Here is a 12,213-nt window from a genome sequence, read left to right as displayed (position 1 = left end):
ACGTGTAGCCGATCATCCGAGGCGAGGTGGCCCGCTCGGCCCGAAACTGGCCGGCCCCGAACCCGGCCGGCGCGGCGCGGCTCGCGGGGATGTCGCAGGATGGGCGGCATGCCCGCTGAGCTGAGCGAACGCCTCGTCGAGCTGTTCCGGTGGATCGATCCCGGCCCGGGAAGCACCCACCTGGTCAGCGACGTCTCCGGCTGGTGGCGGGACCCGGCGGTCCTGGCGGAACTCGGGCCGGCACTGGTCGCGCCGTTCCGGGCCGCCCGGCCGACCGTGGTGCTCGCCCCGGCCGTCACCGGGCTTCTGCTCGGCCCGCTCGCCGCCACCGCGCTCGGGGTGGGCTTCGTGCCGGCGCACAAGACCGGGGACGGGCGGCTGCCCGCCGGGGCGACCACCTGGGCGCAGAGCCCGCCCGACTTCCGGGGCCGCCGGGTCGAGCTCGGCGTCCGGGACCGGCACCTGGGCCCAGAGGACCGGGTGCTGGTGGTCGACGACTGGGTGGCCACCGGCGCCCAGCTCCACGCCCTGTACGAGATCTGCGCGACCCGGGGGGCCGAGGTCCTCGGCACGTCCGCGGTGGTCGTCGACTGCCCGCCCGCCCTCGCCACCGAGCTGCGGGTACGCGGCCTGCTCGACGCCGTCCGGCTGGGCTGAGCGGCGGCTGTGCGCGCCGGGCAGCTCAGCCGGGCAGCGAGGCCCGACGGCGGGCGAAATCGGGCGGCGGCGGGCGGCGGGCGCGCGTAGCCTCGGCAGGATGTGGCCTCGCGTCGGTGAACTGCGCTCCCTCGCCCTCGGCATCCCCGGCGAACAGCGGGCCCGACTCAACGCCCTGGTGCTCGCCGGGGCCAAGGTGGCGACCGCCGGCCTGATCGACGAGTACGCCGAGGAGGGCGAGGAAATGGAGCGGGCCGGCGAGCGGCTGGCCCTCGTCGACGACCACGACGCGCTGGTCGGGGTCGTCGAGGTGACCGGCGTCGAGGTCGTCCGTTTCGCCGACGTCCCCTGGGACTTCGCCCGTTCGGAGGGGGAGGGCGACCGGTCCATCGAGGAGTGGCGGGCCGGTCACGCCGCCTACTGGGCCCGGGTCGGCACCCCCGTCACCGACGACACCCAGGTCGTCTGCATCCGGTTCCGACTCGTCTCGACCGAGGGCGGCACCGCCACCTGACGCACGGGCGGTCAGGCGGGGGCGAGGCGGCGCAGCTCGGGCAGCAGGCGGGTGGCCGCGTCCACCAGGACGGCCTCGTCGCCCGCGTACCAGCTGCTGGCCCGCGGCCAGTGCGTGACCACGTCGGTGAAGCCCAGCGCGGCGGCCCGCCCGACCTGCTGGGCGAAGAAGTCCGCGCTGCTCAGCGAGAAGACCGGGGCGGAATCGAGGGAAAGGTAGCGGTCCAGCGTGGCCGGGTCGCGGCCGGCCTCGGCCAGCGTCCGGTCCATCCGGGCGGCGAGGTCCGACACGGTCCCCCACCACGCCTCCAGGTCGTCGCCGCCCTCGCCGGTGGTCACCCAGCCCTCCCCGAACCGGGCCACCAACCGCATCGAACGGGGACCGTTGGCGGCCATCACGAACGGCACCCGGGGACGCTGCACGCAGCCGGGATTGTTCCGGGCGTCCACGGCGGCGAACCACTCGCCGCGCCACGTCGTCCCGTCCTTCCGCAGGATCAGGTCGAGCAGCTCGGCGAACTCGGCGAGCCGGTCGACGCGCTGGCGCGGCGGCAGCGTCTCGCCGCCCAGCACGGCCGAGTCGAAGCCGATGCCACCCGCACCGAGACCGAGCAGGAACCGGCCGGCGGAGACGTCGTCGAGGGCGGTGATCTGCCGGGCGAACGCCGCCGGGTGCCGGAAGTTGGGCGAGGCGACCAGGGTGCCGAGCCGGATCCGGGAGGTCACCGTCGCGGCGGCGGTCAGCGTCGTCATCGAGTCGAACCACGGCCCGTCGACCAGGTCCCGCCAGCCCAGGTGGTCGTACGTCCAGGCGTGGTCGAAGCCCCACTCCTCCGCCTGCCGCCACCGGCGCTGCGAGTCCGACCAGCGCTGGTCCGGGAGGATCACGATGCCAATCCGCATGATCGCCAGCGTACGGCCTGCCGGGGTTCCCGACCCGCTCGCCGCCCGGCGCCTTCCCTCGTACCGGGCTCAGCCGGACGCCGCACCCGGCTCAGGCCGGCGGGCGTGCCGTCGCGTCCGTCGCGGCCCGGACGAACTCACGGACCCGGGCCGTCGTGTTGCTCTCCAGCCAGACCGGCCCGCGCTGGATCGGCGGGGCGTCGCTGATCGGCACGTACACGACGTACGGGCGCGGGTAGTAGCGCCGGGTGTGCTCGCCGACCGGCAGGACGCCCCGGCCAAGCGCCACCAGGGTCAGCAGCTCGGAGAACGTGTCCCCCGTCGGGCCCTTCGGCACCGGCGCCGGTACCCTGCGCGCATGCCGGACAGCGACGAGGACGTGGCGATCGAGGCCGCGCAAGCGGGAGCCGTCATCGTCCGGGCCAGGTACGGGGCCGCCCTGACCCGCTTCGAGAAGTCCGGGGGTGACTTCGCCACCTCGGTCGACATCGAGGCGGAGAACGCCATCCTCGGTGTCCTCCGGTCCGCGCGGCCGGAGGACGCCGTGACGGGCGAGGAGAGCGGACGCACAGGTGCCGGCGGCACCGCCCGCGAATGGCTGGTCGACCCCCTGTGCGGCACGCTCAACTACGCCGTACGCAACATGCTGGTCGCGGTGAACGTCGCGCTGCGGGCCGATGCGAGGGTGACCGTGGCGGCCTCGGCCGACCCGTTCACGGACGAGGTGTTCTGGACCGACGGCACGCACGCGTACGTACGCCGCGACGGCGTCGACGTGCGGCTCGCGCCCTCCGCCGAGTCCCGGTTGGTGGATGTCAATCTCGATCCACCGTTCCCGAACGCTCCCCGGTTCCAGGCGGCGCGGCTGCTCGCCGACCCGGGCTTCGTCGAGTGGTTCCGCCCGCGCGTCGTCTCCACCACCCTGGCGGTGGCCTGGGTCGCCGCCGGTCGACGGGCCGCCTACGTCACCGACGGCGACCTGCGGGACAGCGTGCACTTCGCCAGTGGGATCGCTCTGTGCCAGGCAGCGGGATGCGTGGTGACCGGCATCCAGGGTCAACCCCCGCACACCGGCTCGGGCGGGCTCATCGTGGCGGCGGACCGCCAGACGCACGCCGCCCTGCTGGCGCTGGTCGACAAGCAGTTCGCACCCGCCGGTGACGTCACCTAGCTGGTCGCCGGCTCCGTCCACGGCCCGGACCGCATCTCGATCGGCTCGTAGGCGAGGGCCCGGTCGACGACCTCAGCGGCCGTCAGCTCGGGGACCGAAAAGATCATGTCAGCGACGTCCGGGCAGACGAGGCCACGTTCGAGTCGATCCAACAAGTCGTCGAGCTCAGCGTCGTCCGCGTAGCCGAGACTCATGATCCGCTCAACGAGGACGATGGCCTCATCCCGGGTGAGCTTCGGAGGCAGACTCTGATCCATGCCGCGCAGCGTAGGCGAGCGTGCTCGACTCCCCGGCGTCCCGGTCGTGTTCGACCCGGCCGACCACCCTGCGCCGCCCCGGCCGACCAGGGCACCAGCGCGATTATGCTTCGTGATCATGGACGGCCTGTACGGGGACCTGACGGTCGAGGAACTGCGTGAGCGTTGCACCGGGTGGGACCGGGCAGCTCTGCTCGCCGACTTCGACCGGCTCCGCGACTACCGCAGCGCCGCAGACTGGAACGCGCTGGTGCGTGTCTGCGAGGCCCTCGCCCTGATCGGCTGGGGCGACCGGGAGCCCGTCGAGGCATTCGCCGAACGCTGGATCAACGGTTCCTTCTACACGCGGCTGCACGACGTACGGTTCCGGGCCGTCGCCGGCACCGCGCACGGCTGGTCCCGGCGCGGCGACACGTTCCTCGTCGACGGCGGCCCGGGGAACGTCGACCCCTCGGTGACCACCCTGCACTCGCAGCGCATCCCTCTGGCCAAGAACCCCGTCCGGCTGGTCCGGTCCGGCAACTACCAGATCGAGGCGGGCCAGTTCGTCGACGAACTGGCCCGCCTGCGGGGCCTGCTGGACGAGCGGCTCGCCAGGCCGTACGGCCCCGGATTCGGCTACCTCGGGATCCGCCTGCTGTTCAGCCTGCCCAACGGAGGTCCGGGGCTCGGCATGGAGTACTTCCACGACCAGATCGGCCCGCCCACCGCCCCGGACGCCAAGCCGTTCCTGCGGCCCCGGATGGAGCTGGGCCGGCTCACCCGCCGCCGCGGCGAGGTCGTGCTCACCGTCGAGCGGCACTACACCGACGCCGAGGCCCGCGCCGGCCTGGACCGGCAGAAGCAGGACTTCGCGGTCGACCTCACATCCACGCTCGACGGGCTGGCGACGAAGCTGCGACGCAAGGCCCCCGACTACCGCCTCGACGAGTTGCGCGCCGATCTCGACACGATCCTCGACGAGTGGTCGGCCTGACGGGGGGGCACCGCTGCGCCCCGTCGTCCGCTCACCGACGCCAGCAGGCCGGTCAGCTTCGCAGGTAGGTCAGGACGGCGAGTACGCGGCGGTGGCCGTCCTCCACGGGAAGATCGAGTTTCAGGAAGATGTTGCCGATGTGCTTGGCCACCGCGGCGTCGCTGACCCCGAGCGTGCGTGCGATCGACGGGTTGGAGCGGCCCTCGGCCATCTGCCCGAGCACCTCCCGTTCCCGCCGGGTCAGCCGGTCGAGCGGATTGGTGGTGCGTTGCCGACTCAGCAACTGCCGCACCACAGCGGGGTCGATGACGGTCTCGCCGGACGCGACCCGCGACACCGCATCGGCGAAGTCGGCGACCTCGCCGATGCGGTCCTTGAGCAGGTAGCCGACCCCGGCCTGACCGGACGGGCCGAGCAGTTCGGCGGCGTACGCGGTGGCCGCGTACTGCGACAGCACCAGGACCGCCGCGTCCGGATCGCCGGCACGCAGTGTCACCGCGGCGCGCAACCCCTCATCGGTGAAACCGGGCGGCATGCGGACATCGGTGATGACCAGGTCAGGCCGGCACTCCAGGGCGGCCCGCAACAGCGAGTCACCGTCGGCGACCGCCGCCGCGACCGTGTGGCCGAGGCCCTCAAGCAGGCTGACGAGGCCGGCCCGCATGAGGGTGGAGTCCTCGGCCAGGACTATCCGCAGCGACACGGCAGGTCGATCCTCACCACGGTCGGGCCTCCTCGCGGGCTGCTGATCTCCAGGGTGCCATCCATGACGGCCACCCGGTCGGCCAGCCCCCGGATGCCCGTGCCCAGCGACGGGTCGGCACCACCCCGCCCGTCGTCGGTGATCGTCAGCACCAGCCGATCCTCCACCACCCTTCCGGTGACCCGGACGCAGGTGGCGGCGGCATGCCGAACCACGTTGGTCAGGGCCTCGGAGACCACGAAGTAGGCGGTGGACTCCACCGCAGGCGACGGGCGACCGGGCATCACGAGGTCGACCTCGACCGGAATCGGGCACCGCTCGGCGAGTTCGCGTACCGCCTCGGCCAGCCCGAAGTCGGTGAGAATCTGCGGATGGATGCCGCGAATCTGCTCCCGGATCGCCGCGAGCGCCATCCGGGCCTGCTGGTGGGCCTCGCCGACGAGTTCGCCGGTCCGTTCGTTCTTGCCGGCGAGTTCCATCTCGGCCAGGCTCAGATTCATCGTCAACAGCAGCAGGTGCTGCTGTGCGCCGTCGTGCAGGTCACGCTCGATGCGTCGACGTTCCGCCTCGAACGCGTTCACCAGCCGGTTGCGCGACTCGGCCAGCTCATCCATCTGACGGCTCAACTCGGTACCGGTGGGGGCGAGCAGCCACCTGGCGAACTCCGCCTGCCCACCGGCGAGAACGCTGATCCCGTACAGGGTGACGATCGTGGCGGGCACCCCGGCCAGGGCGGCGACGGCGCACGCCTGGCCAACCGTGTCGACCGACCAGCCGCCCAGATCGATCTGGAACTGACCCGGGTTCATCGTCGCGACGAACAGCGGCAGGGCCAGCAGGATGACGCAGAGGAAGACGACGAACAAGGCGAGCGCGTCGAGGAGAAGGAGCACCGACTGTAGGCACGCGAAATAGCCGAGTTCGCGCCAGGTGGCCGTCTCCCGCACCCTCAGCCGTGCCCAGGCCAGCCCGCTTCCGGGTGCCGTCGCGTGCGGGTTGCGGACCTGGGCCGACGTCAGGAGGCGGAGCCGGTGACGCTCCAGCGCCCCGACCGGCATACCGATGAGCAGAAGCAACGGCGGGAACAACAACAGCACCAGTACGGCGACCCACGCGGCTCCGGCGACCGGCACCGTGCTGGCGACGTAGGCCAGGCTCCGCCACGGCCACGACGACCGGAGAAAGCGGAGCGGATTGCCCGCTATCGCCCGCCACACGCTCGCAGCCACGTTCACGCCCCTGCGACACAGTCTGTGTCACGGGTCGGCAGAACGCCGTCGACCAGGTAGCGGTTCACGGTGCTGTCCACACATTCATTCCCTGCGGCGAGATACTGGGCATGCGCGAAACGGCCGCGCAGCGTCACCATCCGCGAGCCCGCCAGCGCCTGGTGCATCGCCTGCTGTCCCGGGTACGGGGTGGCCGCGTCGCCGTCAGCCCCGACGATCAGCGCCGGCGCGTTGTTGCGGATCGTCGTGGCCGCCTCCGCCGGCCGGACCGGCCAGAACGCGCACGGCGTGATGTTGCGAATCAACGGCCCGAACAGGGGCTCGTCGGCGCGGTGGGCCTGAATGTCGCGGAAATACGTGCCCGGATCCCGGGAAGCGGCGCGGTCGGCGCAGAGGACGGGGGTCCCTGCTCGATCGGCGGCGTAGCCGTCGCCGGTGAGCAGACCGGCGAGAAACGCCTCCAGCGACGGTGTGGGCGTCGTCGCTTCGCCGCGTGCGGCAGCGTCGAGCACCCGCAGCTGCTCGGCGAGATCCGCGTAGCCCTCGACGAGGTCGTCGTAGAGGTGGGCGAAGAGGAAGTACGGCAACACGTGCGAGTCCACCGCGTACGTACCGATCTTGAGCGGACGGCGAGCGCTGGCGCTGTTGATGCGGTCGACCACGGCCAACACCTCGCTGGCGGTGGCGCCCAGGCCGTACTCGCCGTTGTGATCGGCCGCCCACGCGGCCCAGTGTTCGAGTGCGGCCTGGATCGCCGCCGCGTTGCGGGAGAACAGGGCCGGGCCGAAGATGGCCGGATCCACGGCGCTGTCCAGCACCACCCGGTCGGCGCGGGAGCCGAACATCTGCAGGTAGACCGCCCCCAGGTAGGTGCCGTACGAGTAGCCGAGGTAGGACAGTTTCCGTTCCCCCAGGACGCCTCGGATGAGATCCATGTCCCGGGCGGTGTTCCGCGTGGACGCGTGCGGCAGGAGATCGAGGTTGCCCTGCGCACACCCGGCGGCGAGCTCCTTGGCCAGTGCCGCGCTCTCGTTGAACGTGCGCTGGCTCGGGCCGGCGGAACGCAGGAACGTGTTGGTCTCCCATCGGCACTCGATCGGGCTGCTCCGGCCCACGAACCGCGGGTCCATCCCGATCAGGTCGTACCGGGCCGCGACGTCCGGCATCTGCTCGCCGGCAAGCACCATCCCCATCCCACTGTCTCCAGGGCCTCCCGGGTTGAGCATCAGGACGCCACGGCGCTGGGCCGGATCGGTCGCCTTGATCCGCGCCATCGCGACCGTGGTCGTAGGGCCGTGCGGGCGGCTGTAGTCGACCGGAACGGTCATCTCGCCGCACTGGGCACCCGCGTCGTCGAGAGCGGCGCCCAGCTCGTCGGCCGGACCGGTAAGGCAGCCGTGCCAGTTCACCGACTGCCGTTGGGCAACCCCGGCCGACGCGACAGTCGTGGTCAGTACTCCGCCGATGGTCAGTGCACCGGCGGCGACAATCGCGGTGATTCTTCGAATTCGCACAGGTCAACCCTAGGAACCACCCGTTCGGGGCGCGATGGTGCACGAGCCCGCGCCCCCGGTCGAGGCGCCGGTACCCGAGCGGTATACCTGGCTCTACCTACCGCAGCGGGGCACCGCATGCCCGAGCCCACCCCGCGCTCAGCTGACCCGGAATCGGGCACGGCAAGCGCGGTAAGCGTCAGCAACGTCGAAGGCCCTGGCCGGGACTCGCGTCCTGACCAGGGCCTTCGTGGTGGAGCGGGTGACGGGAATCGAACCCGCACTGTCAGCTTGGGAAGCTGATGTTCTGCCATTGAACTACACCCGCAGGCGGCACCACTGTACCCGACGGCTGCGCCGGGTGCATCCAGGCACCCGTCGCGCGCCGCCGACCGGCAGCCGCGCCGGGCCGACGCCGCGGCTCGCGCTCCACCCCACCCGATCCATGGCCACCCTGACCGCCTCCCCGCGATCCCCGAGCCATCGACGAGCCATCGACGAGCCGTAGGAGTTTCATGCCGGGCATATATAGCCGTTCTCAAATCCCTCGATCGGTTGTAACGTCTGCCACAAGTTTCGGCCACGGCGCGACACACCCCCTGCCGCGTCGCCAGAAAGAGGTGGGCCCATGGGACTCCGTCCCAACCTGCTGACCCGGCGTACCGCCGGCGTCGCGTCGACGACCCTCGCGCTCCTGCTCAGCACCGCCGCCGTGGGCGTCGTTCCGGCCGCATCGGCCTTCTCCGCCGCCCCGGCTCAGACGTGCGCCGAGCCGGCCGACGTGCACTCCGACGCCCGGGTCAAGGCGGGCGCGCAGGCCAAGCACGAACCCAACGAGCTGACCGCCGCACAGGTCCGCGACCGCGAGGCCGACCTCGCCGCCGCCCTGCGCGAGCGGGCCAGCTTCCGGGCCGGTGCCGGCGCCGGCACGCTCGCGACCGTGACGATCCCGGTCGTCGTGCACGTCATCCAGGAGAACAGCACCCGGGCCGGCGGCAACATCCCGGACTCGCTGATCACCTCGCAGATCAACGTGCTGAACCAGGCCTACAGCGGTGCCACCGGCGGCGCGGCGACCGCCTTCGCCTTCCAGCTCCAGAAGATCAACCGGGTCACCAACCCGGCGTGGTACCCGATCGTGTCGGGCTCGTCGGCCGAGCGCTCGATGAAGACCTCGCTGCGTGAGGGCGGCAAGAACACCCTGAACATGTACCTCGGCGAGCTGAGCGACAGCCTGCTCGGCTGGGCGACCTTCCCGCAGAAGAAGCTGAACAGCATGGACGGCGTCGTCGCCCTGAACGAGTCGCTGCCGGGTGGCACCGCCACCAACTACAACCAGGGCGACACCGGCACCCACGAGGTCGGCCACTGGCTGAACCTCTACCACACCTTCCAGGGCGGCTGCTCCGGCTCGGGCGACAGCGTGAGCGACACCCCGGCGGAGGCCTCGCCGGCGTTCGAGTGCCCGACCGGGCGGGACACCTGCACCGCGACCGGCCTGGACCCGATCACCAATTTCATGGACTACACCTACGACTCGTGCATGTACCAGTTCACGACCGGGCAGGCGAGCCGGATGCTGACCGCGTGGAACGCGTACCGCGCGGCCTGACGGATCCCTGTTCCTGACCCTCCGGTGCCGGCTCCGTCCTTCCACGGGGCCGGCACCGGCGTCGTCGGGGGTCAGGCCGCCGCGCGGTGGGAGCCGCGGACGTGCAGGGTCGACCCCTGATCCGGTACGCCCACCGGGGCAGCGCCCGCCTCGCCGGCGGCCCGGGGGTCGAGCCACACCTGCACGGCCGGCTGCCCCGGGCCCCCGCCCGGGAAGACGGAGCCGCCCTGGTAGCGGCGGGCGAGCATCGCCACGTCGACGGTGAACTCGAACAGCCGCCAGTCCACCTGCGGGGCGGCCCGCCCCAGCTCGGCGAGCCGGGCCACCCGGGCCTGGTCGGTCACGGGCCACGCGTGCCCCGCCACGTACGCCTCGTCGTCGCTGTCCTCCGGCGGGAAGGAGTGCAGCGCGTAGCGGCCGTCGCGTTCGAGGTCGCGCCGCTTCGGCGAGTCGACGATGAAGCAGAAGAGCCCGTCGTCGGTGATCACCGGGGAGACCGGGTGCACCCGGGGCCCACCGTCGGCGCGGACGGTGGCCAGGTAGCCGAAGCCCGGCCCGTACTGCTGCATGAGGAGGCGGATCCCGCCGGCGAGTCGTGGCTCGTCAGCGGCGAATTCGGACCAGGAAGCCATGTGGACATTCTATCGAACACGTGTACGACAGGCGAGCGCGGCACGCCGGTTGCAGCATGCGATGACAGGCCCGCCGACCAGGGTCGCTATGGTGTGGCGATGCTGCTCTCCGACCGCGATCTCGTCAGCGAACTGAAGGCTGGCACGCTCGCGCTGGAGCCGTTCGAGCCCACCCTTGTGCAGCCGTCGAGCATCGACGTGCGCCTCGACAAGCTCTTCCGGGTCTTCAACAACCATCTCTACACGCACATCGACCCGTCGGTGCAGCAGGACGACCTGACCTCGGCGGTCGAGGTGCCCGACGGCGAGCCGTACGTGCTGCACCCGGGCGAGTTCGTGCTCGCCTCCACGCTGGAGGTGATCTCGCTCGGCGACCAGCTCGCGGGCCGGCTGGAGGGCAAGAGCTCGCTGGGACGGCTCGGGCTGCTCACCCACTCGACCGCCGGGTTCATCGACCCGGGCTTCTCCGGTCACGTCACGCTGGAGCTGTCCAACGTGGCGAACCTGCCGATCACGCTCTGGCCGGGCATGAAGATCGGCCAGCTCTGCATCTTCCGGCTCTCCTCGCCCGCCGAGCACCCGTACGGGTCGACGGTGTACGGCTCGCGGTACCAGGGCCAGCGCGGCCCGACCCCGAGCCGCTCCTGGCAGAACTGGCGCACCTGGCCCACCCGCTGACGACGCGGGCGTGGTCGAGGGGCCCGTTCCGCGGAACGGGCCCCTCGCCGCTCAGTCGGGGCGGCCGTAGCTGTGGATCTGGCCGTCGTCGACGCGCTTCATCTTGACGGGCTGGCCGGCCTGGGAGGCGTGCACCACCCAGCCGCCGCCGACGTACATGCCGACGTGGTGCAGGTCGGCGTAGTAGAAGACGAGGTCGCCGGGGCGCAGGTCGGCACGGCTCACCCGGGCGGTCACCGACCGCTGCTGGGCCGCGTTGTGCGGCAGCGACACGCCGGCCTTGGCCCAGGCCGCGAGCATCAGACCCGAGCAGTCGTACGAGTTGGGGCCCTCGGCGCCCCAGACGTAGGGCTTGCCGATCTGGGCGCAGGCGAACTTCACCGCGACCCCCGCGCCGCCGCCCGGGTAGGCAGCCGGGCAGGGAGCGGGACGCAGCGCGCCGCCACCGCCGTTGCCGTACACCGTGAGCCGCAGCTTCTGGAGCCGGTCGATCTCGGCGTTGATCTGCTTCCGCTTGGCGGCGAGCTGCGCCTCGGTGCGGGCGAGCTGGGTGACCATCTCGTCCAGCGGCTTCTTCTTGGCGTCGAGCTCGTCGCGGAGGTCGATGACCGCCCGGATGTCGCGCTGCTGGCGCTCGGCGAACTGGTCGAGCAGTTCCAACTGTCCCATCATCTGACCGGGTGAGCGGCTGCCGAGCAGCGCGTTCACCGCAGACAGGTTCTCACTCTTGTACGCCTCGACGGCGAGCCCGCTGACCTTGTCCATCGCCTCGTCGACCCGGCGTTGCAGCGGCCCGATCTGCTTGGCGACGGCGTCGGCCTGCCGGCGCTTGAGGGCGAGGTCCTGACGGGTGGCGTTGTGCCGCTCGATGAGCGGTTCGAGCTTGTTCCAGTCCTGATCGATCTGCCGCTCGATCTCGGCGACCGAGGGATCGGCGTGGGCCGCGGTCGGGGCGCCGGTCAGGACGACGGCGGCGCCGACGAGGGCGGCGAGGGCGGTGGTGAAGCGTGACCAGCGTGGGCGCGGCGCAGCCGGCATCCGGTCGGCGTGCGCCGACGGGCGTGACGGGCGCCGCGGGGCATGGTGTGCCACCGGGCTCCGTTCTCCTTCTTCCTCGACCGCCTACCGGGTTAGCTGACGGGTTCGGGCGGGAAGGGAGAACGCCCTACCGCAGCGGCGCTGCGGATTCACCCCGGCGTACCTGGGTCCCCGGTTCGCCCGGAGGCGACTCGGCGGTGTCGGACCGTCACCGCCCGGCTGGGCGGTACAGCTACCGGCCGACGATTGACCAGAGTAGAGACGCCCGTTATCGATCCGCAACCCGCCGGGCCACAACACGCCACACCATGCCGCCGTGCGGAAGTTTCCTTCACATCGCGGCACCTGCTG

At 71.8% G+C, this 12,213-nt stretch carries 14 protein-coding genes, 1 tRNA gene and 1 riboswitch; of the genes, 6 read left to right on the top strand and 9 right to left on the bottom strand.

Annotated elements, in window-relative coordinates:
* The first annotated feature begins 108 nt into the window (after positions 1-108).
* Both ABT023_RS01300 and ABT023_RS01295 read left to right on the top strand, forming a co-directional pair.
* Entirely contained in the window at positions 109-657 is a 549-nt protein-coding gene (locus ABT023_RS01300; protein WP_350880399.1) for a phosphoribosyltransferase family protein, read from the top strand.
* Between the two features lie 100 nt (positions 658-757).
* Positions 758-1,171, top strand: coding sequence for an ASCH domain-containing protein (locus tag ABT023_RS01295; RefSeq protein WP_350880397.1), 414 nt, complete (start codon positions 758-760; stop codon positions 1,169-1,171).
* Between the two features lie 11 nt (positions 1,172-1,182).
* On the opposite strand, the gene ABT023_RS01290 is transcribed toward ABT023_RS01295, so the two are convergent.
* Together ABT023_RS01290 and ABT023_RS01285 are read right to left on the bottom strand one after the other, a co-directional pair.
* Positions 1,183-2,073, bottom strand: coding sequence for an LLM class flavin-dependent oxidoreductase (locus tag ABT023_RS01290; RefSeq protein WP_350880395.1), 891 nt, complete (start codon positions 2,071-2,073; stop codon positions 1,183-1,185).
* A gap of 91 nt (positions 2,074-2,164) precedes the next feature.
* On the bottom strand, positions 2,165-2,410 hold the full coding sequence (locus tag ABT023_RS01285) for a type 2 periplasmic-binding domain-containing protein (RefSeq protein WP_350880393.1): 246 nt from the start codon (positions 2,408-2,410) through the stop codon (positions 2,165-2,167).
* Positions 2,411-2,431: 21 nt separating this feature from the next.
* Here ABT023_RS01285 and ABT023_RS01280 point away from each other — a divergent pair, with 21 nt between their 5' ends.
* Positions 2,432-3,244: an inositol monophosphatase family protein gene (locus ABT023_RS01280; protein ID WP_350880391.1), complete on the top strand. Its 813-nt coding sequence runs from the start codon at positions 2,432-2,434 to the stop codon at positions 3,242-3,244.
* Here ABT023_RS01280 and ABT023_RS01275 read toward each other — a convergent pair.
* Positions 3,241-3,501 (bottom strand): e9imm peptide, encoded by a 261-nt coding sequence (locus tag ABT023_RS01275; protein ID WP_350880389.1) that lies wholly within the window; start codon positions 3,499-3,501, stop codon positions 3,241-3,243. The genes ABT023_RS01280 and ABT023_RS01275 overlap by 4 nt on opposite strands.
* A 118-nt stretch (positions 3,502-3,619) precedes the next feature.
* On the opposite strand from ABT023_RS01275, the gene ABT023_RS01270 reads away from it, so the two are divergent.
* Complete coding sequence (locus ABT023_RS01270) at positions 3,620-4,477, top strand: hypothetical protein (RefSeq protein ID WP_350880387.1); 858 nt, start codon at positions 3,620-3,622, stop codon at positions 4,475-4,477.
* A 52-nt stretch (positions 4,478-4,529) separates the two neighbouring features.
* On the opposite strand, the gene ABT023_RS01265 is transcribed toward ABT023_RS01270, so the two are convergent.
* The 4 genes from ABT023_RS01265 to ABT023_RS01250 form a co-directional block, all read right to left on the bottom strand.
* On the bottom strand, positions 4,530-5,168 hold the full coding sequence (locus ABT023_RS01265; RefSeq protein ID WP_350880624.1) for a response regulator transcription factor: 639 nt from the start codon (positions 5,166-5,168) through the stop codon (positions 4,530-4,532).
* Positions 5,165-6,415, bottom strand: coding sequence for a sensor histidine kinase (locus ABT023_RS01260; RefSeq protein WP_350880385.1), 1,251 nt, complete (start codon positions 6,413-6,415; stop codon positions 5,165-5,167). The genes ABT023_RS01265 and ABT023_RS01260 overlap by 4 nt, the downstream gene beginning before the upstream one ends.
* Positions 6,412-7,923: an alpha/beta hydrolase gene (locus ABT023_RS01255; RefSeq protein ID WP_350880383.1), complete on the bottom strand. Its 1,512-nt coding sequence runs from the start codon at positions 7,921-7,923 to the stop codon at positions 6,412-6,414. Before ABT023_RS01255 ends, ABT023_RS01260 begins: the two co-directional genes overlap by 4 nt.
* A gap of 233 nt (positions 7,924-8,156) precedes the next feature.
* A tRNA-Gly gene (locus tag ABT023_RS01250) sits at positions 8,157-8,230 on the bottom strand.
* Between the two features lie 300 nt (positions 8,231-8,530).
* Between ABT023_RS01250 and ABT023_RS01245 the strand changes: the two genes are divergently transcribed.
* The gene (locus ABT023_RS01245; RefSeq protein ID WP_350880381.1) at positions 8,531-9,514 is read left to right on the top strand and encodes a zinc metalloprotease; all 984 of its coding nucleotides are present in this window, start codon (positions 8,531-8,533) and stop codon (positions 9,512-9,514) included.
* 71 nt (positions 9,515-9,585) lie between these two features.
* On the opposite strand, the gene ABT023_RS01240 is transcribed toward ABT023_RS01245, so the two are convergent.
* Positions 9,586-10,146: a pyridoxamine 5'-phosphate oxidase family protein gene (locus tag ABT023_RS01240; RefSeq protein WP_350880379.1), complete on the bottom strand. Its 561-nt coding sequence runs from the start codon at positions 10,144-10,146 to the stop codon at positions 9,586-9,588.
* A gap of 99 nt (positions 10,147-10,245) precedes the next feature.
* On the opposite strand from ABT023_RS01240, the gene dcd reads away from it, so the two are divergent.
* Positions 10,246-10,824, top strand: coding sequence for a dCTP deaminase (gene dcd, locus ABT023_RS01235; protein WP_350880377.1), 579 nt, complete (start codon positions 10,246-10,248; stop codon positions 10,822-10,824).
* A gap of 51 nt (positions 10,825-10,875) precedes the next feature.
* Here dcd and ABT023_RS01230 read toward each other — a convergent pair whose 3' ends face one another.
* A complete protein-coding gene (locus ABT023_RS01230; protein ID WP_350880375.1) occupies positions 10,876-11,862 on the bottom strand; it encodes a C40 family peptidase in 987 nt (328 codons plus the stop codon).
* Between the two features lie 66 nt (positions 11,863-11,928).
* A riboswitch (cyclic di-AMP (ydaO/yuaA leader) is annotated at positions 11,929-12,069 on the bottom strand.
* Positions 12,070-12,213: the final 144 nt, after the last annotated feature.

It is taken from the genome of Micromonospora sp. NPDC002296 (genome assembly GCF_040296145.1).
GTDB lineage: Bacteria > Actinomycetota > Actinomycetes > Mycobacteriales > Micromonosporaceae > Micromonospora.
This window is presented reverse-complemented; position numbering and strand designations above follow the sequence as displayed.